We start from the raw sequence: 23,322 nt of genomic DNA, 5'->3' as shown, positions 1-23,322 counted from the left end.
CCGGTTGTGACTGTCTATCTTATTAACAATCAAATTTATAGAAGCATGTTGTGCCGCTCTTGTGCAGGTATTGTTAAGGTTCTGTATAGGTGATGTAATGGTCGTTTTTCAGGCTCCACCGCAACTTCTTTTTATCGTTGCTTACGGGCTTGATCGAAAAGGTTAAGCCGACAAAGCTCATTAACCCTAAATCCTAACCTATGATGAAGTTTCTACGGTCTCTGTCCGTGGCGTTCGTTACAGCTTGGCTAATCACCTGCGTTGTACCTGATGCTTCGGCTCAATCTCCCGCCGTCGTCAACGGCAAAGTCTTGGTGAAGTTTTCACCACAACAAGAGCCAGTGCTCCAAAAAATGAAGATGGGTCGTAAGAACGGCTACATCCAAACAGGAATGCAATCGTTCGACGCGCTCGCCTTTTCGAGCCAAGCGACGGAGATGAAGCGAGTATTTCCACACAACGCTAAGAAAGATGCTCTTCACCGTAAGCATGGTCTGCATCTCTGGTATGAATTAACCATCCCTGCTAACAAGGATGTGAATGCTGTCGTGAAATCTTTTAAAAACCTTTCTACTATTTCTTGGGCTGAGCCCGTCTATGCTAAAGCGATGATTCAGCCTGGTACGCCGAAGGTGATCAGCAAGGATCAGGTTAAATCAATCAGTGGACCTGTCAACGATCCATTCTATTACTTGCAATGGCATTACGAAAACGATGGAACGAAGGGAGGCATAGTAGAAGCTGACGTCAACCTTCCAGAGGCTTGGAAAATTGAAACAGGAAAACCTTCTGTCATTGTTTCGGTTCATGACTTGGGAATCGATGTGAAGCATGAGGATCTTGTTACGAACATGTGGGTGAACATTGCTGAAAAGAATGGACGTCCAGGTGTTGACGATGATTACAATGGTTATGTGGACGATGTCAATGGTTATGATTTTTCTGATGATCAGGGCGCTGTTCCTGCAGGAGATCATGGTACGCACGTTGGTGGTACGATTGCCGCGGTAACAAACAACGGTATAGGTGTAAGTGGCATTGCCGGTGGTGATGGCACACATCCCGGTGTGAAGCTTATCACGGCGAAAATTCTGAATGGACGTTATGATAATATCGCGGCGTCTTTTGTTTATGCTGCCGATAACGGCGCTGTAATTTCACAGAACTCTTGGGGATACACGTCCCCTAACGTTGTCAATCAGGCGGTGCTCGCGGGTATTGATTACTTCATCGAAGAGGCTGGCAATTACCCGAACAGCCCAATGAAAGGTGGTATTGTGATTTTTGCTGCAGGTAATTCTGCGAGTTCGGAAGATTATTACCCCGCACGTTATGACCGCGTACTTACGGTTGCTTCTTTAGGTCGCGATAACCTGCGTGCCTATTATTCAAATTATGGCGAATGGGTTGATATCGCGGCGCCAGGTGGAGATCAATGGACTGCCTCGGATAACGGTGTCTTAAGTACGCTACCTGGAAATCAATATGGTTTCTTTCAAGGTACATCGATGGCATGTCCACACGTGTCGGGCATTGCGGCTTTGATCGTGTCTCGCAACGGTGGGCCTACGTATACGCCGAACGATTTGTGGACTGCGTTGACAACCGGTACGCACGACATCGATCAATACAATCCAGAATTTAAAGGTTTGTTGGGTATTGGATATGTTGACGCTGCGCTTGCCTTGGAGACGAACGAGAAGATAGCTCCCGTAAAGGTTGCTGATCTCACCATTGCTGATATAACACAAGACCACTTTGGATTGACGTGGACCGCGGTTACGGATACAGATGATGGTCGTGCCGTGAAATATGAAATCGTCTATGCAAAAGATGAATCTTCCATTACATCAAGAAAGAATGTTATCACCAAAGTGATTAATGCTTCTGCCGCACCGGGAGAAGTTGTTCAGGCGAGCATTGATGATCTTTTTCCGGTTACAAAATACTACGTCGCGGTTTATGCATTAGATCGATGGAATAATAAGTCTGCAATCTCGTCAATCGTGTCGGCAACGACAGCGGATGGTCCTCATGTCGCCGTTGATAAATCAGCAATCAATTTTTCAATTGATGTAGCATCATCCAAACTTGCGACGGATGGATTCAATATTCAAAACAACGCAGCGGGAGAACTTCGTTGGAAATCTGAAGTTCGTCAGAAGGATTATTCACTCGCTTGGAATAACGTAAAATATCCAAAGGCAACGGCGAAAGTAGCGTCTGGTAAAGTTGGTATTCATCGCTCAAATGCTAGAATTCAGCGCAAGCCAAAAACGACTACATTAGGTTATCATGACGGTTACGAAGAAAGAGCGATTCGCTATGTGTTTAGCGAGTATTGGGGTGGATATATGATTGGCGATATGGACACATCTATTCCTAACTCGTCGGCTACACGCTACAAAGTTGATTATGCGGATGGGTTCAACCTTACGAACATCAACATGCTACTCAATAACAATCCTGAACGCGGTGATGATCCATTCGTGGTGGAGATTTATCGCGGCGAGCGTATTGAACGCAAAAATTTGGCGTACGTTCAATCCTATGAAGGAAATACGAATTACGACGCCATCTATGACATTCAGCTGGATCATCAGATATTCTTTGCCAGCGGTGAGACGTTTTGGGTTATTGTACACATGCCAGCAGGACATCTTTATCCACTGGGCATTAATGAAGAAACGGAACCGGAGTATTCAGAAAACTGCTTCATGAGCTTTGATGTGGGCAAAACATGGTTGCCTGTAGCCGAAGCTGTCGGTTATGATTTTTATGCTTGGGTACAAGTTCCTATTTCAAGATCCCCAGGTATCGACAAATATTTAACATTGTCTCCGGCAGAAGGAACAGTTGAAGGACAAAGTTCGTCGGCCGTCGAAGTCAGTGCTGATGGTACACACCTGATTAATGGTGAATACAATGCAGATGTTGTAATCGTGAACAACGATTTTAACAATAGCCTTGCTTCGATTCCTGTTGGTGTTAGTGTGACAGGTCAAAAAGCTGTCTTACAATCCGCAGCTATTATCGACTTCGGTAAAGTTTTTACAGGGCTAAGCAAAGAAGTGGTGATCGATGTGAAAAATATCGGCTATGGAAATTTCATGGTTTCCAATGCGACCGTTGATCATGCAGCATTCGAGATTCTTGAGTCACCTTGGAAAATTGCTGCACTTGGCCAAAGTTCCATTCGTGTGAAGTACAATGCGACCGCAGCCGAATCCATCACGGGTGTAGTGACGCTTGAGGATGACAAAGGCAATGTGTATAAAATTAATCTTGCTGCCAGTGGAATTCTTCCTTCTGAAATTACACTTGCACCAGCCACAGCGACTTTTACTGTACCAACACTCGGTGCAACAAAAACAGGTAAGTTCAAAATCACAAATGCAGGGAACTACCCGCTTCAATTCTTCATGCCGAAATATGACAATGGCGATGGTGTGGCTTACGATGCAGACAAACTCAATAAGTTCGGCTACACCTACCGCAACTCGAATGATGGTTCAGGGTTAGCCTATACATGGGAAGATATCTCCGGTACCGGAACAGAGATTGGCACGTTCTTCAAAGATGTGATTTCGAATCGCTTTTATCTTGTTAAGCTTGGGTTTGACTTCCCGATCTTCAACAAGACAACAGATCAGTTGATGATTACGCGTTACGGAATGCTTACACTCAATGACGACGTCAACCTAGTTGGCAATGCGATCGATATCGGAAGCGAGTACATGCCGTTTGGATTTATCTCGGCGCTTAATCAAACCATGAGCCTTGAGGGTGGTGGGAAAATTTACTACCAAGCCAAATCAGGTAAGTTTATCGTGCAGTATCAGAACGTTGCTTCTGCTTTCGATGAAAATCAACGTTATACATTTCAAGTCATCATCTACGACAACGGTAATGTGTTAATCAATTACAAAGACCTGTCCACTATTGATAGTTGGGGTATGGAGTACATTGAAGTAGCGATTGAGGATCCCGATAAAAAAGACGGCTATTTAATTTCGAATTATCAGAAACCACTCAATGCATCAAGTACATTTTCAGTGGAGATTACATCGCCAGGCAGGAATATTCTTTCCGATCTGTCAACGGTATCCGGAACGCTTGCAGTGGGCGCGTCAGTAGACGTTAACTACACGGTAAATACAGCCGAACTTGCCGAAGGTACGTTTGAGCAAAACCTGATGATCGTCAGTAACGATCCTGCACATCCTGCTTCTACCTTTAAGGCAAGAGTCACCGTTACAGGTGGTGGAGCAGCTGATGCAACGATCAACACGAATAGCATCAATCTTGGTGAACTGTTCGTAGGTGAAACAGAAGAAGCGACAGTTCAAATTCAAAACACGGGAACGAAAACAATCAAGGTAAATTCAATTGCCTTTGATAACAATAGGTTTCAGAAGACTCACGATGCGACACCTTTCAACATGAAACCAGGTTCTTCAGCATATATCAAAGTGCGACTGAAGGGAGTGACACCAGGATCGCTATCGGATAGTTTGAGGGTGACATTGACAGGTGCCACAGTGAAAGCTGTCGGTGTTCAAGCAGTGGTATTCAATCCACCAGCGATCACAATTGAAAACAATCCAATCAATGACATACTGGCGGCGGGTGAATCCAAGATTCACAATATTGAAATTAAGAATAATGGAGCCAGCGAACTTCAGGTTGTGCCAACGGGGCCGTCATGGGCGTATGTGACCAACGAAACAGGTCCATCATCTCCAGGTATTCAACAACCGAAGTATGATTACGTTTGGTCGAAAAGTACCTCATCGGGTGGTCCTGCTTATCAATGGGAAGAAATCATGTCGAAGCAGACTAAACTGGAATTTGATCTGATAGGCCAACACGAAGAAAAAGTAATTGACCTTCCGTTCAACTTTACTTTTTATGGAAAGGAGTACAATAAGATTTATGTTAACCCTCGTGGGTTAGTAGTGTTCTCACCTGATCAAACAACCGAGTTCTTCACATCGCCTTCAATTCCAGACGTTGCAAAACCAAACAACTTTATTGCGCCGTTCTGGACTAATGGTGCATACTACAGTTTGGATAATGATATCTACGGGGTGTATGCTAAAACGTTTGAAGATCGTGTGGTCATTGAATTTGTTTACGTGTACAACGTATTCGGTATGGGCGATCCTTGGAACTACGAGGTTATCTTGTACAAGAACGGTAGCATCAAATATCAGTATCAGGTCGAGGGTGGATTTTCATACACAACCTCGGGTGTAATTGGTGTTGAGAACGAAACAGGTGAGGAAGGTGTGCGTATTGCCGCGTACCAGCAATTGATAGAGAATAAACTTGCGATTGTGCTGACACCGGCAAATCGTATCGATGTTCCTGCTGGCGAATCAAGAAATCTTTCATTGAAAGTAGATGCAGCAAATATGATTGCCGGAGCGTACGATGGCAATTTAACGCTACACACGAACGTGCCTGGAAAAACATTGATGGATATTCCTTTGGCCTTAACCGTAATAGGAGAGGCTGTGATCGCCGCGCCTGCGTCGCTCAATTTTGGCGAGATCGTTGCGCATGAGGTGGAAGCTTCTACTGCGACTTTCAGTCAAGAATTTGAACTGTCAAACAGCGGTGCTGCCACACTTGACATCATGTCAATGAAACTGGAAAGCGGTGAAGACTTCACGCTGTGGATGGAAGTATCTGGATTTTTTGGAAAGTATTGGGATGTAGTGCCAGCTGAATTGTCCTTGTCGCTTGCGCCTAAGGCCGCACAAAAATTCAAAGTCGAGATTGCACCAGCCGTTGGAATGAACGAAGTTCTTCGTGATGAAATCGTGATCAAAAGCAATGACGCTGATGGGGACTACAGCATTTCAGTAGAAGCGACGATCGTATTACCTGCTGTAATGGGCATCGATAAGATGTCGGTTTCTTTCCAGGCGCCAGATAAAAATTTCGTTGGAACTGACGTAATCAAGATTGATAATACGGCAGGCCAGTCGACATTGAAGTATACATTATCGGTTGCTTATCAACGGGAAGGATTATCTGCATCATCGTATTTACCGAAAAATGTAAGCGGTGGTAATCCGTCGAAGTTACGAGCTATGGCTTCATCGCCGTCAACAGCGACAGGTGTTTTGGGTGTTGCGGGATATAACAGAACGCTAGCATACAGTGATGCGAACGAGGCTGATTCATACCTCGGTTTTGGTGCTGGCGCCGCTTTTGTTGGTGCCACAAAATTCACTGTGCCGAACGATGGATTTACATTAAGTGATATCCAGACATATTATGCTTCTGGTAATCTGGATGTAAGCTCGATTAAAGCTGAAGTATATATTGGCAATACATTTTCGTCGTCTTCCTTGTTAGCGTCGAAGACATTCGGAATTAATGTTGCAAAAGAAACTCAAACGGCGCAGATACTGCAACTGGATAAGCCATTGCATTTCTTTCCAGGCGAAACATTCTACGTGGTGTTGAGTTATCCATTTGGAACATACAGCCCACAAGGAACGGTTGTAACAGAAGAACCGATCAGAGGCACGTTCTTATATTACGTGGCTGACGCCGGTGTCTGGTTTGACTTAACAGATGATCCTAGTTTTAAAAAGGCAGGCTGGTTTGTGAAAGCACTTGAGAAGAACTTTGTCGATGGAAACTGGCTTGTACTTAATGACGCGGCGAACGGAGTGATTGAAGCTGGTGCCTCTTCTAACCTTACGCTTACAGCAAAAGCTGTGAACATGGATGGGGCAGATGCGCATGCCGTCATTACGGTAGCCAGTAATGCAATTGGTGAACCTATGAAAACCATCGCGGCGAATCTTCACCTCAATCAAGCGCCTCAGTTTGTAAATGGCTATGATAGCTACTGGGTAGACGAAAACGAAACGCTCACATTCACAGTTCCTGTTGTTGATGCAGAAGGTGATGAAATTTCCTACGCAGTAAACGATGCTCCTGAAGGAATGACTTGGGAAAAGAACAGCGACGGCATCGCCTTTGCATATACACCCGATTTCTTATCTGCCGGCGTAGTGAATCTCTCGATCGTTGCAAAAGATGCAGGGCAACGTAGCAATACAAAGCTTATCGCATTGGCCGTGTATAATGTCAATAGAACGCCTGTAGTGGTAAGCACCGACGATATCGAAGTCGCCTATGGCGCTACGTTGGACATTGCTACGTCATCGATCATCACAGATGCGGACAGTGACGACATACTAAGTGTGTCGGCAGTTGCGGCAGACCAAAGCGTGGTTGAGATATTCGCCTCGATGAACAAGCTTCGGTTTAAAGCACTCACGCCTGGTGAAACAAATGTGACGATCACGGTTACAGATCAAAATGGTGCAACAGCATCAGTAACGGTAAAAGTGATTATCAAAATGGTTACAGAAATTGAGACACCTATATTCGGCGGCGTGAAGGTTTATCCAGTACCGACAGCGGACAGATTGAATGTTTCGGTGTCGAGAATTCCATCCTCGGGTGCTGAAGCAAAAATAGTTGATCTCGCGGGCAAGCTGATTAGCATCACAAAGGTAAATCAAGAGTTAACGACAATTGATGTGTCCTCGCTTGCACCTGGCTTATACTTAATGAAGTTAGAAGGTGCAGACGGTGCGCATACGATCAAGTTTATCAAACATTAATTTCCCCAATTTAAACCAGCAGGTCATCTCCATAGATGGCCTGCTTCCCATTAACATAACGAGTATGAAAAGATTTTCTTCACTTTTAATAACGGTCATGATGATCGTGGTTCTATTGTCTTGTAAAGATGATGATAGCCTCTCGCCAGAAGAGAAGGCGGCGAAATCAATTCAAGGTACATGGACTGTTGGCGGTGGTGGTCACGTGATCGTAGACGATGCCAATCATACCGCTGACTATTCAAACTTCTCGATCACTTTCGATCAGACAACGGATGGTCAGTTATTGTACACAGTAAAAAACGGCGGTTACGCATTTCATAATATCAATGTCGATACATGGTCATTTGGTGATAGCCAATACAAATCTATCGTACGGGGTCAAGATCAAGTCAATATGTTGTTTTCGACCGCGGATGAAAAGCTTACACTGAATTTTTCTATCGCTGATAATGCAGGGCGCTTGAAAGGAATGTTTGGTGATTTTGAAATCGTATTGATTAAGAAAAATTGATAGGCTACTGTTGGTGTTCGCCAGAGAGGGGGCGGCACCAACACTATCAAGTAAGAAGCAAGAAGTAAGAAGTAAGAAGCAAGAAGCAAGAAGTAAGAAGAAAGAAAGAGTCTTGGGTATTAGGTCATAGGACAAGGACCCAATACCCAACCCCGAATTACCCAATACCTAATACCTAATACCTAATACCTAATACCCAATACCTAATACCTAATACCCAATACCTAATACCTAATACCCAATACCCAATACCTAATACCTAATACCTAATACCTAATACCTAATACCTAATACCCAATACCCAATTCCTTAGTATTTGGACAAGAAGTCCACGAGGCCAATTTCTGAGTTAGTAAGGTTTAGTTTCTTACGAAGGCGTGTTCTCGCAACTTCTAGACTTCGCGTGGATTGATGTGTAATCGATGAAATTTCTTTTGTGGTCATATTCAATTTAAGCAGCGCGCATAACCTCCGTTCTTTAGGTGTCAGCTCTGGGAATTGTGCTTCGAGGTGAGCATAAAAATCTTGGTGAACTTCTTTAAATCGTAGCTCAAATTCTTGCCATGATCCGTCGTTGCGTTTGGAAATACCATGAAGCTCTTTCGTGATGCGTTGCAATTTTGGCTGAACCTCTGATGGAACTTCGTCTTTCACGGATCCGATTCGCTCGGAGATTTTGTGAATAAGCTCATCTTTCTTAAGCAAGAAGAGCATCTGTGCGGCAATATCTTTTCGCTTATAGTCGAGTTCCAATTGCAGGTGTTGTTGCTCCGTCAATAGCTTTTCTTCACGAAGTTTGAGCTGCTCGTACTGCAATTTTTGATTTTTGGACCTGAACCGTTGTACCGCGAAAAAAAGTAGGAGGATAATCAGTCCAGCTACAAGCGCGCAGATAAATAATATGGTCTTTATTTCTTTAGATTCTTGTATTGCCTTTTCTTGCTGCGCTTTCTTGATCATCTCGTACTTTGCTTCAACACGTGCGATGTCTTTGAATTTATCACCGCTGTAAATGCTGTCTTTATATACCACGTGAAGCTTGTAGGAAATGAGAGCGCTGTCATATTTTTTCTCAGTAAGGTATACTTCCGACAAGATCATATACACGCCGCTCAACGGTTCAGTCATTTCACCAATCTGATTGTATAGTTTGATCGATTGTGCAATGTAGTGCTTGGCCGAGTCCGCATTCTGTTGTTTCATGAAATACAAAGCCAGGTTTCTGCAAGATGACGCAAGCCCACGATCGTCTTGATTTTGTTTTCTCAAAACTCGCCCCTGATGTAAATGCAGATATGCTTCTGCTATTTTGTTTTGTTCCAGATAAAGTTTTCCGAGATTGTTAAGAAGGTTTCCGGCATGGAAGTAGTCGTGCGCGGCCATTGCGTACTGCAGCCCTTTCTTATGACAAAGTATAGCTTTTGCTGTATCGCCCATTTTTATCAGCGTGTTCGCCATGTTATTCAATAGCGGTGCGTGTAATGGCGAGGGTGTTTTTGCATTTGCCTCGCGATCCAGTTGATCCAATAGTGCGATGGCTCTTTCGAAGTAGGGGAGTGATTTTTTTAATTCGTCCTGTCGTTCATAGATCGAGCCGAGGTTTGAATACACGCGGAGAAGTTCGTTTCGATCTACAGGGTCTTGTTCCATTAAAATGTTTTCCGCTTTCAACAGGTGATCAAGGGCATCGTCGTAGGCAGCGGTAATCAATTTTATCCTCGCCAACTGGCTATTCGCACGTGCCAGGTCGATCGGGATTTTTGATTCTTCGGCGAGGTGCATGGCACGTTCACCATATGCCATGGCGGTATCGACGTTGACATTTATGAAGTATTGTGAAAGTTGAAGAAGGATTCCAATCTTATGGCCTTCGCTAGCAATGGAGAGTTCTGTCTTTAAGCTATCGCCTTTGTTCTGTTGACCGCACACGCTTGTCACCACGCAAGCCAAGAGGATTCCAGACAGGAATATCCTTTTGCGTAGGACTAACACAAGTCGACAAGTAGGGCTCACTTAGGTTAATTAGGGAAACAATATCGGCAATTAAAGCCACGTACAAATGTCGGCGTAAGATTAACACAGTTTTGTGTTGGTATTTGTTCATCCCGGGATGCCGCTAAATTTTAGACTCATCAACATCATTTCGAGACAGACAAATGTCCTTTTGCGTTTTTCCGGTCTCGTTCCCAATAACGGCGCACGCCAACAGATATCGTTCACTTCATAGCGGTCGTCGAAAAAATCTAACAGAAATTCTAGTAGCGTTTTTTCTTGGGACCGTTCCCGAAAATTTTGCCGCGTAATAAAATGGAAAAAAGTTGAGCGTTCATCGACGGGTGTTGGAGAAATTCTTGAAAGCGTTCTTCTTGTTGGATATCAATACATTCTGAACATGGTGTAGGGGATTTACGGTGTAGTGAAGTGGCGTTGGCGAGTGCTTGTAAAAATTCTGAAGTATGAGAAGCGTAGGGCTCAGTGCCTCATTTTTTTGAAAGACCTGCATTTTTGTTTGTCTGCACAATCGATTGCGCAGAACAAATAAACCAATCAATCTTAACCCAATTTAATGGCTATGAGGAAAAACTACCAACGCAAATGGCGAGTGTTCTTTCCCGTGTTCTTGTTGCTATTGTCCACGTCGGCTTTCGCACAAGTAACGGTAAAAGGAAAGATCACTTCCTCCGAAGACGGCACGGCGATGCCCGGTGTCAACATCGTCGAAAAGGGCACATCAACAGGAACGGTTACTGACGTCGATGGAAACTACTCCATCGTCGTGTCGGAAGGCGCAGTCCTCGTTTTTAGTTTCATCGGATTCGACACACAGGAAGTGCTCGTGAAAGATCAATCTGACATTAGTGTAGCACTTGCTCCTAACGTTAAACTCCTCAGCGACGTCGTCGTTGTTGGATATGGTACGCAACGCAAGCGTGATCTGACAGGATCTGTTGTGCAAGTTGACGCTAAGCAACTCGAGAACGAAAATCCTAATAGTGTTACTGACATCCTCCGCGGAAATGTTCCCGGTGTGAACGTAGTAGGATATGGTGTTTCTGCAAAAGGAAATGCAAACCTTGAAGTTCGCGGGCAGAATTCGATCAACGCAGGTACATCTCCACTCATTGTTGTCGACGGTGTTATCTACTATGGCGACTTAGCCGACATCAATCCAAATGACATCGATAAAGTAGACGTATTGAAAGATGCGAGCTCTGCGGCTGTATTTGGCGCGAAAGCCGCCAGCGGTGTTATTCTTATTACTACCAAGAAAGGAACAACAACAAAGCCGGTGATCAATGTTAATTCTACATTCGGTTTTGTAGGCGAAGGCGTTCAAGAACACGTCTATCAAGGAGAAGCATACTTGAACTATCGCGCCGATGTTGCACGCGCGATCAAAGCGACGGACCCGGCTGAGAAATTTGCAGACCCGAGAAATCTCCCACCTAACATTACGATAGCGGATTGGCTTGCGTACGACGGCGCAACCGGCGATCCCGTTGATGTTTGGCTCGGCCGTCTAGGACTAACAGCAATCGAAATTGAAAACTTCAAAGCGGGAAAGACAATCAACTGGGAGAATGAAGTTTTTCAACGCGGTAAACGTCAAGATCACACGGTGAGCATTTCCGGAAAAGGAGAGCGCGTAAGCTACTATTGGTCATTGGGCTATACCGACAACGAAGGTATAATCGCCGGCGATAAGTTTTCAACGTTTAGAAATCGTTTTAACCTAGATGTGGAGGTCACAAATTATCTGAGCCTCGGTACGAACCTACAGTTTGCTGCACGCGACGAAAGTCAAGTACCTGCTGATTGGGGACAGATTGTTCGCGATTCTCCTTATGGATCATTCTATGACAACAACGGTGAACTTCGCTACAGTCCTCAAGATGATCCTGGTGGAAATTCCAGAAATCCTTTCTTGTCTAATCATTACAACGATAAGAAACGCGATTTTTATACGATCACGCCAACCCTCTATGCGAAAGTCACATTACCTTTTGGTTTTTCGTATCAAGCGAATTTTACACCACGTTTAGAATGGCATCGCGATTACCAATCGATATCTGCAAAGCATCCCGACTGGATTTCTCGTGGCGGAAATGCAAGCCGATACAATCATCAACTGTATTATTGGCAACTCGATAATATCATCAAATGGGAAAAGACTTTTGGTGATCACCGTTTCGACGCGACCTTCTTGGCCAACGCGGAAAAGTATCAATTCTGGTCAAGCAACAACAGCAATATCCAATTCGATCCGAATGATAATCTCGGATACCACAATTTAGGAGCAGGTTCTACACCAGTGATTAGTACTTCAGATGATTATTCAACAGGCGATGCACTCATGGCTCGCATGTTTTACTCATTCCGCGAGAAGTATATGCTTACTTATACCATTCGACGCGATGGCTATTCTGCATTCGGAACGAATAATCCACGCGCAACTTTTTCATCATTCGGTGCTGCGTGGTTATTCTCCGATGAAAACTTCTTGACAAGTGCGAGCTGGTTAGATAATGGTAAACTCCGCGTCACTTGGGGAGCAAATGGTAATCGTGATATCGGTCGCTATGATGCGTTGTCTGACCTGACCAGTGGTAAATATCTTTATGCTTCTGCAACCAACGGAAACGCTTACACCACATCTCAATTGTTTGTGAATAGAATGAGCAACAATAAATTGAAGTGGGAAGAAACTAAAGCACTTAACGTCGGACTCGATTTCTCGATCTTAAAAGGATTGGTTAGCGGTAGTATCGATGCATATAAGTCGAATACAACAAACTTGCTGATCCGCAGAAGTCTTCCCGATATCCTGGGCTTCAGCAACGTGTGGGATAATCTGGGCGAAGTTGAAAACAAAGGACTTGAGATCTCACTGACATCGAAAAATATGGTGCGCGAAAACTTCGAATGGCGAACCACGCTCAACCTGTCGATGAATCGTAACAAGATTTTACATCTTTATGGAAACATGGTCAACGTACTCGATGCTGAGGGTAATGTAATCGGTCAAAAAGAAGGCGACGACAAAGCCAACGGTTGGTTTATTGGTCACGCCATTGACGCGGTATGGAATTACAAGGTGTTGGGTGTGTGGCAGACGAATGAAGCAGATCAGGCTGCGGAGTATGGTCAAAAGCCTGGCGATTTTAAATTGCTTGATAAGAACGGCGACAAAGCGTTTAGCGATGATGATAAAGAATTCTTAGGCTACTACAAGCCACGTGTAAGATGGTCGCTCCGCAATGACTTCACGATCTTCAAAAACTTTGATGTATCCTTCATGCTATACTCACTATGGGGACATATCAATACCTACAATCAGGCGAAGAATGACTATTCATCAGGACTTCTGCTAGATCGTAATAACTCCTACGTTGTTCCTTACTGGACACCAGAAAATCCTACCAACAACTACGCCAGACTAAACTCAAACAGTGGTGGTGCAGCGTTCAACGTTTATCGGAAGAAGTCGATCATTCGCCTTGATAACATCTCCGTAGGATACACCATTCCAAAAGCTGTTCTGGATAAGGTGCGTATTCAACGCATGAAAGTATTTGCGAGTGTGCGCAACGTAGGATTCTATGCGCCTGAGTGGGAATTCTGGGATCCAGAAATTATCGATGGCAACGGCCCAACGCCACGCACGTGGACTTTCGGTGTTGATCTCTCGCTGTGATGTTTAACATGAAATTGAAGAAGTAATTATGAAAATGAAATATATTAAATCGTTGCTGGTCGTAACGGCGGTTTCGATGTCGGCGTGTAGCGAAGATTGGCTTGAGCCAAAACCGTTGTCGATTTATACACCGGAGAATACTTTTGTTAACGCGAAAGGTCTTCGAGCAGGTATTGCTGCCTGTGATGCCAATATTCGTTTCGCCTCGTTCTATGGCGATGGTGCCCCGATTATTACAGAATTGATTTTTTCTGATGTTGCCGTTGAAGGCACGACGGATAAGTCTGGTCCCGCACAGAATATGAACATTCAGATTCAGCCCGGCGCAAACTTGAACGATGTAAACACAAATCGCATTGGTCTATTTTGGTATGAAGGATATAAGGGGATCAAATATGCAAACACGGTTATTTCACGTATCGATCTCGCTACCGACTTCAAAGACGAAGCAGAAAAAAATGCAGTACTCGGAACGGCCTATTGGCATAGAGCCTTGCGTTACTATTTGCTTACACATCAATTTGGCGATGTGCCATTACTGCTGCAGGAATATACACAGCCTAAAGTAGATTTTTATTCTACGAAGCGTGAAGTGATTCTCCGCAAGATGAAAGCAGATCTTGAATTTGCTGAGCAATGGGTTCCTTCTGTTGTCGATCGCGGACAAGTTACCAAAGGCGCTGTAAGCACACTGTTGGCTAAAGTGAATTTGGCACTAGGCGAATTTGACGATGCGATCGAAGCGGCGTCTAATGCGATCAATGATCCGGCATACGCACTCATGACAACACGCTTCGGCGCGAATGCCGGTGACGTAGCGAAAGATGTTGTTTGGGATTTGCACCGTCCGGAAAACAAAGCCATTGGCGCAAACAAAGAAGCTTTATATATGACCATCGATCGCCCGAACATGATCGGTAACGTAGCGGCAGGTATTCAAAGCATGCGTCAAGCGTTGCCGTTCTTTGCGGCATCGGGTGCGAATAGAATCAATACGCCAACAGGTAAGGCTGGCTTGAATGGAAATCATACGAACGCCAGCGGTCAACAACTTGAGTTCCCATTATCGATTTACTATGGCCGTGGATTGGGAAGGTGTCGGGCAACGTGGTATGCAACACATACGATCTGGGATGACGCGAATGACCTTCGTCACAAGCCCGGCAACTGGATGCGCATGGAAGATCTTGTGTACAATGAGCCAGCACTTAAAACCGGTGGCGATCCGTGGTACGGGCAACCGCTACAGCTTTATGGTACAACCGGAAACTTGCTAACAGCGGATACCATTCGTAACTGGTTCGAATGGCCTCACTACAAATTGTTTGTCCCCGATAACATCAACAATCCGGCGCGTGGTGGTAACACCGATTGGTACGTGATGCGTTTAGCGGAAACATACCTTGTGCGTGCTGAAGCTTATTATTGGAAAGGTCAACTTGCCGAAGCGGCTGCGGATATCAATACAATTCGTGCGCGTGCTGGTGCTTCGGGAGTAGCGGAAGGCGATGTTACCATCGGCACAATTCTCGACGAGCGCGCACGTGAACTGTATTATGAAGAATATCGTAAGACAGAACTTACCCGTATTGCTTTCATTTTCGCACAGACTGGAAAAACAGCTTACAACGGTAAGAGCTACTCGTTGTCAAATTTTTCGGAAGACAACTTCTTCATCGATCGCGTCAATGAAAAAAACGAGTTTTATAATAAAGGTGTGATTACCGTTCACGGCGATGAGTATACGATGAGTGCCTACCACGTGCTGTGGCCAGTGCCTCAAGGCTCAATCAACTCAAACGTAGGAGGGAAGATCAAACAAAATAAAGGATACATCGGCTACGATGCATCTGTGACGGTGTTAGAAGACATTCAGTAGATAGGGATGTAATGGGTAAAAGGCTTCATCGAAAGGTGAAGTCCTTTTTATTTTTATCACATCAACTGATCATAAAAAGCTTTCTGCTTCAACCCTTCTACTTTAAACTTTCTACTTTAAACTTTCTGCTTTCTGCTTTTAGCTTTCTGCTTTTTAGCCAATGATTTGCCGAAGCGTATCCAATGCTTTTGCTTCTGTGGGTTCGATCTTACCATCTGCGGCAATGATATCTTGAAACGCATCGTAGATGTCTTTCGATGGTTTTTCTTTTTTAAAATGTTCTGCGGAGCGTTGCAGTACTTCATCCAGATTCGATTTGTCGAGTGCGTTGTATTCACGAATCGTTTGGTAGAGCTTTTTCTCGAAGTCTGTTGATTCAGGGAAAAGGACTCTCATTTTGTCTTTAATCGCCGCCAATTCTTTTGGATCATAGCTGCTATCGGCATTCGACAAGTGCACATAAAGGAAAAGCACGAAATCGGGGAAGGAGGAGTGGAGAACCATGGTACTGCTTGTTTTAGGTGAACGGCTAATTTAGTGAAGCTTCAAGCTTCAAGCCTCAAGTTTCAAGCCCTTTTTTCATCCGTGGGAGCTTTAGCAACTTGAAGCTTGCAACTTGCGGCTTGCCACTTGCGGCTATTAAAAGGAAAGCTCTGCCAGTTACGACAGAGCTTTTTATAAAAGCATCTAAAGGCTTGTAGCTTGTGGCTAGAAGCCTGTAGCTTTTCAGAATTACATCATTCCGCCCATTCCGCCGCCGTGTGGCATTGCAGGAGCTTCTTTTTCTTCTGGAATTTCTGAAACAACAGCTTCTGTTGTCAACAAGAGGCCAGAGATTGAGGCAGCGTTCTCAAGTGCAAGACGTGATACTTTCGTAGGGTCGATAATACCCGCATCGAAGAAGTTCTCGTACTTGTTCTCACGTGCGTTGAATCCGAAGTCTTTCTTGCCTTCGCGAACTTTGTTCACGATTACAGAGCCTTCTTGACCAGCATTACCTACGATTGTTCTCAATGGAGCTTCAAGCGCAAGTCTGATGATGTTAACACCAGTAGCCTGATCATCGTTGTCAACCGCTACATCTTTCAATGCATCGATCGCACGGATGTACGCAACACCCCCACCAGGGACGATACCTTCTTGAACAGCAGCACGTGTAGCATGCAATGCATCGTCAACTCGGTCTTTCTTCTCTTTCATCTCAACTTCAGTAGCTGCACCTACATAGAGGATAGCAACACCACCAGAAAGTTTAGCAAGACGCTCTTGGAGTTTTTCTTTATCGTAATCAGACGTTGTCTGCTCAATTTGTGCCTTGATTTGAGCAACACGACCTTGGATGTCAGCTTTCTTACCAGCGCCGTTAACAATCGTCGTATTGTCTTTGTCGATGTTAACTTTCTCAGCGCGGCCGAGCATATCCAATGTAGCGTTCTCAAGTTTGAAGCCCTGCTCTTCAGAGATCACTTTACCTCCTGTAAGGATCGCGATATCTTCAAGCATTGCTTTTCTTCTGTCACCGAAACCAGGCGCTTTAACAGCCGCTACGCGGAGTGCACCACGGATTTTGTTTACCACAAGCGTAGCAAGTGCTTCACCTTCTACTTCTTCAGCAATGATCACAAGTGGCTTACCAGTTTGTGCGCTTTGTTCAAGAATTGGAAGAAGCTCTTTCATGCTGCTAACTTTCTTGTCGTAGATAAGAATGAAAGGATTGTCAAGATCAGCTTCCATTTTCTCAGTGTTGGTTACGAAGTAAGGAGAGAGGTAACCGCGATCGAACTGCATACCTTCTACAGTCTTCACTTCAGTTTCTGTTCCTTTCGCTTCTTCAACAGTGATTACACCATCTTTACCAACTTTATCCATAGCATCGGCAATCATCTTACCAATTGTGCTATCGTTGTTAGAAGAGATCGTTGCAACTTGTTGTACTTCGCTAGAATCTTTGATCTTCTTAGATTGTTTCTTCAAGTTCTCAACCACAACATCAACAGCTTTGTCGATACCGCGCTTAAGATCCATTGGGTTAGCACCAGCGGCTACGTTCTTAATACCGTGTGCATAGATTGCTTGTGCAAGTACGGTAGCAGTAGTAGTACCGTCACCAGCAGCATCAGCCGTTTTAGAAGCTACCTCTTTCACGAGTTGTGCACCCATGTTTTCGATAGGATCTTTCAATTCGATTTCTTTTGCTACCGATACACCGTCTTTTGTTACTGTAGGCGCACCAAATTTCTTATCAAGAATAACGTTACGGCCTTTAGGACCGAGTGTTACTTTTACTGCATCAGCCAGCTTATCAACACCTTTCTTAATTCTGTCGCGTGCAGAGGTATCAAATGTTATTTCTTTAGCCATGTTATTTCAATTTTTTAGATGAGAGACAAATTAGATTGTTCCGAAGATGTCGGAATTGCGCATGATAAGGTACTCCTTACCTTCGATGGTGATCTCTGTGCCAGCATATTTGCCGTAAAGAATGTTGTCACCAACTTTTACAGTAACCGGCTTATCTTTCAAGCCTTCACCAATGGCGATTACTTTGCCCTTCTGTGGTTTTTCTTTTGCTGTGTCAGGAATGATGATTCCAGATGCAGTCTTTGTTTCAGCTTCAGCGGGTTCAACTAGTACCCTGTCCTCGTTCGGTTTGAAGTTGATGTTTGCCATATAAATGATGGATTTTAAGTGTTACGTTTTAAACCTGCCTTCGCTTATCAGCAATTATGCCATCGCGAAATGAGACGCGAATAACGGACAATTTTTCAAGAATCCACCTTAAAACTGACTGCTTTTATTTGGTGTCTGTCACTGAATAAGCCATGCTGTCAGGTTAGGTCGTCTCCGGTTGCCGGGTTTGTTTCTGACAACTGGCTAACTGGCAACTCGCTAACTGGTAACTGGCTACTGGTAACTGGCAACGAGCCTTGTCAAAAGTCGACGGAATTGCCTATATTATATCCATTCAAAATTCTGTCTTATGGAGAAACTATCGAAAGACTGGCTGACTCAGGGGATGATTGATTTCGAATACAAAAAGTATCTGCTGCTGGCATATCTTAAAACAGTGAGAAGCTCTTTTGATAGGGTGGAGCTCTATCCGTTTATGGGCGATCTTGTATTTCACTATCGTAACTTGGTGGCGGTGAAGGAGAATAAAACGCTTTTGAAAGAATCGTTCCCCAAAGAGATTTCGCTTGAAGAATTTAAGAAATTGGAATTGAGTTATCGCCAAATGATAGAAGACGATGCGGTGATGAGCGAGCTGGAATCGATTATCGAATTTGCCATTCCGCAGATCAAAGATTCGTTACAGGAAGGCTCCGTCATTTATGAATACGTGCAGTCACAGTGTGAAATTTCACCTATTGGTGTCACGCCGCTGTATGCCAACGAAGGCTATTTGTTTGTAACACAGCCGCCTGAAAAGGAAACACGCGTATTCCGCTATCAGGTGAGCATTTTTGAAGGTAGTCAGGAGCAGCTTCGAAGCCTCAATACTGAACTGGTTGACTGTGTCGAGAAGAATCTGAAAAATACCTACGAAAGAATCAAACTCGACCTCATTCGCAAATTCCAGGATCTACCGAACCCGGCAGCATATCTGATTATCTCCAAAATGAAATTTCCGTTCTCCCAAACCCTCATGCCCGTAGCAAAAAGACTTTTTGTTAAACACATATCGCAAGCGTGAGAAATGACTATTAGCTTCTGACAACTGGCCACCGGCTACTGGCAACTGGCAACTGGTAACTGGCAACTGGTAACTGGCAACTGGTAACTGGCAACTCGTAATTACCGATAACCAATAACTAAAAAGGCCGTCCTTTCGAACAGCCTTTCTTATTAATAGGTTTAGATAGAATCTTATTTTCCTGCTGAATCCGTTGTGCTAGGAAGAGCAGAAGGCAACGCTTGTTGTGGTGCTGCAGGTGCTTGTTGACCAGCTTTGTCCATAATGTTTTCAGGACCTTCAGCATTTTGATCAAGGAAGTCTGTTGAAAGTGTCAACACCATAATGGCGATGATAAAGCTCCAAGTGAGTTTTTCAAGCAAGTTGCCGGTTTGTTTTACACCGATGATGTTGCTGGCAGAAGAGCCGCCAAACTGACTTGTAAGTCCACCACCTTTTGCATTTTGTGCCAAGATCACTAACACGAGCAACACGCACAATACGATGATCAATCCAATAACAAAACCGTACATAAATCCTTAAGTTACTTTTTTAAGTCTTCAATTTGAGCCGCAAAGTAAGCCTTTTTTTGCGGAAACTTCCAAATCAGCTTTTTTAAAACTTCGATTGCGCGATCTTTTTTGCCTTGTTTAAGCAAAATTTCCACTAAAGTTTCTGAAATAATATTGTCACCAAAATCTGCATGCGGACTAGATAGGTCTCCTTCCGGTGAATTATTAAGCTTATCTTTTGCGCTTAAGATTGAAGGCTGGGTCTTTATGAACTGATCGATCAGATCGATCTGCTCTTTCTGCTTTTCGTTTTCCGGCTCGATCTGGCTCTTTGAGTTCACAATCTCAGCGATCAGTTCTTCACCTTCTTGTGCTTTCCTTTTTTTTCGTGTCTTCGGCGGCTCGGCCTCGGCGGGCTTTTCAGCTGACTTATTTTCGAGCGCCTTTGCCAGGGCAACAATCCGTTCCTTTTTCGAAAGACCACTTTTTATTGGAGTCGGCTCTGTTTGTGTTTCGATTGCCGGTGGTTCTGCAGGTGTAGCTTCGGCCGCGGCTGTTGGAACATCAGCGACAAAACCATCTGAAAACATCTTTTCGAAGTTCACTTTAAGCGCGTTAAGCCGCTCTAAGTCGTGAAGTAATTCTTCAGCAACATTGTCATTATCGTCGATCGTTGCAACGGCTGCTTGTGGCGCGTTGATTTCAGCGACTTCAGCAACAGGTTGCTCTTCGGGATCAAATTCCTCTAACATAATTTCCTTCAGGGCAGCACGGTCGGCGGCGTAAACAGCTGCTAATTGCAGTTCACCCGCGTGATTGCTAAAGCCATGGTCCTTGGTTACCCGGGCAGAAAGTGCATGGAGAAGTTGGCTGTAAGGGAAGCTTTCCTTCAATGAAAGAACCTCCTGTGCCTCTTGCACGGAGCTTCCTGAAAAGTGATTGACGACGTGTATAAATTGGTCTTTTTCCACAATGTGCCCTTAAGCCGTAAGGTAAAAATACTAAATTTTACCAATTGGCAATTGACGCATTGTAGATGTCCATCTCGAGTTGATCGAATATTTTGCGCGTAAGCCCTTCTTCCAGGTCGGCAAGATTGCCCGCTTCGTTATCAAAATCTTGATAAAAAGAGAATGACTTGTCCTTAAACGACATGGTCTCGTCAACGGTATTTACGAAAGTTACACGAACTACGATGGTCAACCGGGTTAATGCCGCAGTGTTAAAATCGTTTTGATCACCCGTCGACGTGGGCGCTATAGGATTCAAACGAAAGTCCATGATCTCTCCCGACAGTTGAAGTTCTCCTTCTTCTGGAATTACCTTCAAACTAGAGTTTTGGATGATATAGTTTTTTAGAGAGTTGGTGAACGTCTGTCCCATGTTCGCCGGCCCCAAGTCTGCGTTGTTATAGAATTCAATAAACGATATGGTCTTGGCAGTAGTCGGCGCTCCATTAAAGGAGTAACTGCCACAAGATTGTAATAAGGGGATGAAAGATAGTGTATATAGTGTATAAAGAAAGAGCCATGTAACGGAGCTCTTACCTGCCGCCACCACTTGAAAAAATTTACCAATTGGCAATTGACGCATTGTAGATGTCCATCTCGAGTTGATCGAATATTTTGCGTGTAAGGCCTTCTTCCAGGTCGGCAAGATTGCCCGCTTCGTTGTCAAAATCTTGATAAAAAGAGAATGACTTGTCCTTAAACGACATGGTTTCGTCGACGGTATTCACGAAAGTTACGCGAACAACAATGGTCAATCGCGTTAAGGCAGCAGTGTTAATGTCATTTTGATCACCCGTCGATGTTGGCGCGATAGGATTCAAACGAAAGTCCATGATCTCGCCCGACAGTTGAAGTTCTCCTTCTTCTGGAATTACCTTCAAACTAGAGTTTTGGATGATATAGTTTTTTAGAGAGTTGGTGAACGTCTGTCCCATGTTCGCCGGCCCCAAGTCTGCGTTGTTATAGAATTCAGTAAACGATATGGTTTTAGCGGTTGTAGAGGTGCCCGTAAAGGAGTATGCCCCGCACGACTCAAGCAGAAACATGCCCGCTATTATGATGAGGTTTATGGCGGCCATGCCGTAACGCACGTGGGTCACATTGAATTGGGAACTAGTCTTCAAGGTCGTATTGCTTAATTTTTCTATATAAAGTGCGCTCAGAGATTCCCAAATCCCGTGCCGCGTATTTGCGTTTGTTATTATTCTTTCGAAGCGCCCGGATGATTAATTCCTTTTCTTTCTTTTCAATGGACAATGAATCATCCTCGGTCTCGTGCGTAATGTCATGGATATCTTCGACGTGATGATCATCGACAGCTTGTATCGTGGGACTGACATTTAACACCAAAGGTTCATCCATCACTTTTTCTTTCGGCGCATCAACATCGGCAAACAGGGGGTGATCTTTTACAATTTGACCCGCATTTCCTTGGTTATTGTAGGTGTCAAGGACCAGTTTCTTCAAGTCATTGAAATCCTTTTTCATGTCGAACAACACCTTGTATAGGATGTCGCGCTCTGAAATGGAATCTTTGTCTTGTCCAGCGCCGCGATACAACGCGGGAAGACTATTTTCCTTTGGTAGATAGCGCTGCAAGATTTCACCCGTAATTTCTTTGCTATCCGTAGACAACACAGAAATCTGTTCCACTAAATTCTTGAGCTGGCGGATGTTACCCGGGAAACGATATTTTACGATGATCTCCTTAGCGTCATCAGTAAGTGAAATGGGTTTCACTCTGTATTTTTCGGAGAAATCGCCCGCGAATTTGCGGAACAACAATTCAATGTCTTTGCCACGTTCACGCAACGGTGGCACGTAGATAGGAACGGTGCTTAGGCGATAATATAAATCCTCTCTAAACTTTCCGTCTTCTACACTCTTCATCAAGTTCACATTGGTTGCGGCCACGACACGCACGTCGGTTTTCTGCACTTTAGAAGAACCAACTTTGATGAACTCGCCGTTCTCCAATACACGGAGTAGACGAGCCTGTGTGCCGAGGGGCATCTCACCAATTTCGTCTAAGAAGATGGTACCACCATTGGTTACTTCAAAATATCCTTTACGTGCTTCATGTGCACCGGTGAACGATCCTTTCTCATGACCAAACAATTCGGAGTCAATGGTGCCCTCTGGAATGGAGCCGCAGTTGATCGCGATAAATTGACCATGCTTACGCTGACTTAAATGATGTATAATTTTTGAAAACGACTCCTTTCCACTACCACTTTCGCCGGTGATGAGCACCGTCATATCTGTTGGCGCAACTTGCACAGCAACGTTCACGGCATTGTTCAGCAATGGTGAATTGCCAATGATTCCGAATCGCTGTTTTACGCTTTGAATTTCTGTTTCTGTAATCGCCACTTTTCTTTTTT

General features: G+C 44.3%; 14 protein-coding genes. 5 read left to right on the top strand and 9 right to left on the bottom strand.

Features of this window, described 5'->3' with window-relative positions:
- Positions 1-200 precede the first annotated feature (200 nt).
- Both DQQ10_RS10110 and DQQ10_RS10105 read left to right on the top strand, forming a co-directional pair.
- The gene (locus DQQ10_RS10110) at positions 201-7,655 is read left to right on the top strand and encodes a S8 family serine peptidase (protein ID WP_112746745.1); all 7,455 of its coding nucleotides are present in this window, start codon (positions 201-203) and stop codon (positions 7,653-7,655) included.
- Positions 7,656-7,719: 64 nt separating this feature from the next.
- Positions 7,720-8,169 carry a hypothetical protein gene (locus tag DQQ10_RS10105; protein ID WP_133259604.1) on the top strand — a complete coding sequence of 150 codons (450 nt, stop codon included), beginning with the start codon at positions 7,720-7,722 and terminating at the stop codon, positions 8,167-8,169.
- A 309-nt stretch (positions 8,170-8,478) separates the two neighbouring features.
- On the opposite strand, the gene DQQ10_RS10100 is transcribed toward DQQ10_RS10105, so the two are convergent.
- Complete coding sequence (locus DQQ10_RS10100; RefSeq protein ID WP_133259603.1) at positions 8,479-10,161, bottom strand: tetratricopeptide repeat protein; 1,683 nt, start codon at positions 10,159-10,161, stop codon at positions 8,479-8,481.
- A gap of 580 nt (positions 10,162-10,741) precedes the next feature.
- Between DQQ10_RS10100 and DQQ10_RS10095 the strand changes: the two genes are divergently transcribed.
- Entirely contained in the window at positions 10,742-13,864 is a 3,123-nt protein-coding gene (locus DQQ10_RS10095) for a SusC/RagA family TonB-linked outer membrane protein (protein WP_112746742.1), read from the top strand.
- Positions 13,865-13,892: 28 nt separating this feature from the next.
- Positions 13,893-15,743, top strand: a complete 1,851-nt coding sequence (locus DQQ10_RS10090) for a RagB/SusD family nutrient uptake outer membrane protein (RefSeq protein ID WP_112746741.1) — start codon at positions 13,893-13,895, stop codon at positions 15,741-15,743.
- A 153-nt stretch (positions 15,744-15,896) separates the two neighbouring features.
- Here DQQ10_RS10090 and DQQ10_RS10085 read toward each other — a convergent pair whose 3' ends face one another.
- The 3 genes from DQQ10_RS10085 to DQQ10_RS10075 form a co-directional block, all read right to left on the bottom strand.
- Positions 15,897-16,247 carry a TerB family tellurite resistance protein gene (locus tag DQQ10_RS10085; RefSeq protein WP_112746740.1) on the bottom strand — a complete coding sequence of 117 codons (351 nt, stop codon included), beginning with the start codon at positions 16,245-16,247 and terminating at the stop codon, positions 15,897-15,899.
- A gap of 228 nt (positions 16,248-16,475) precedes the next feature.
- Positions 16,476-18,104 carry a chaperonin GroEL gene (gene groL, locus DQQ10_RS10080; RefSeq protein ID WP_112746739.1) on the bottom strand — a complete coding sequence of 543 codons (1,629 nt, stop codon included), beginning with the start codon at positions 18,102-18,104 and terminating at the stop codon, positions 16,476-16,478.
- Between the two features lie 30 nt (positions 18,105-18,134).
- Positions 18,135-18,413 carry a co-chaperone GroES gene (locus DQQ10_RS10075; RefSeq protein WP_112746738.1) on the bottom strand — a complete coding sequence of 93 codons (279 nt, stop codon included), beginning with the start codon at positions 18,411-18,413 and terminating at the stop codon, positions 18,135-18,137.
- Between the two features lie 310 nt (positions 18,414-18,723).
- Between DQQ10_RS10075 and DQQ10_RS10070 the strand changes: the two genes are divergently transcribed.
- Positions 18,724-19,437: a hypothetical protein gene (locus DQQ10_RS10070; RefSeq protein WP_112746737.1), complete on the top strand. Its 714-nt coding sequence runs from the start codon at positions 18,724-18,726 to the stop codon at positions 19,435-19,437.
- A 173-nt stretch (positions 19,438-19,610) separates the two neighbouring features.
- Here the strand turns inward: DQQ10_RS10070 and secG are convergent, their stop codons facing one another.
- From secG to DQQ10_RS10045, 5 genes are read right to left on the bottom strand one after another with little or no spacing between them, the layout of a single operon-like run.
- Positions 19,611-19,949 (bottom strand): preprotein translocase subunit SecG, encoded by a 339-nt coding sequence (secG, locus tag DQQ10_RS10065; protein ID WP_112746736.1) that lies wholly within the window; start codon positions 19,947-19,949, stop codon positions 19,611-19,613.
- Between the two features lie 11 nt (positions 19,950-19,960).
- On the bottom strand, positions 19,961-20,899 hold the full coding sequence (locus tag DQQ10_RS10060; protein ID WP_112746735.1) for a hypothetical protein: 939 nt from the start codon (positions 20,897-20,899) through the stop codon (positions 19,961-19,963).
- A gap of 37 nt (positions 20,900-20,936) precedes the next feature.
- Positions 20,937-21,521, bottom strand: coding sequence for an LPS assembly lipoprotein LptE (gene lptE / locus DQQ10_RS10055; RefSeq protein WP_112746734.1), 585 nt, complete (start codon positions 21,519-21,521; stop codon positions 20,937-20,939).
- Positions 21,499-22,062, bottom strand: coding sequence for an LPS assembly lipoprotein LptE (gene lptE, locus DQQ10_RS10050; RefSeq protein WP_245970357.1), 564 nt, complete (start codon positions 22,060-22,062; stop codon positions 21,499-21,501). Before lptE (DQQ10_RS10050) ends, lptE (DQQ10_RS10055) begins: the two co-directional genes overlap by 23 nt.
- Entirely contained in the window at positions 22,052-23,311 is a 1,260-nt protein-coding gene (locus DQQ10_RS10045; protein ID WP_112746733.1) for a sigma-54 interaction domain-containing protein, read from the bottom strand. Before DQQ10_RS10045 ends, lptE (DQQ10_RS10050) begins: the two co-directional genes overlap by 11 nt.
- Between the last annotated feature and the right edge of the window lie 11 nt (positions 23,312-23,322).

It is taken from the genome of Pseudochryseolinea flava (assembly GCF_003286915.1).
In the GTDB taxonomy this organism is placed as follows: domain Bacteria; phylum Bacteroidota; class Bacteroidia; order Cytophagales; family Cyclobacteriaceae; genus Ohtaekwangia; species Ohtaekwangia flava.
The sequence above is the reverse complement of the archived record's forward strand: the minus strand, read 5'-3'. Positions and strand labels throughout refer to the sequence as shown.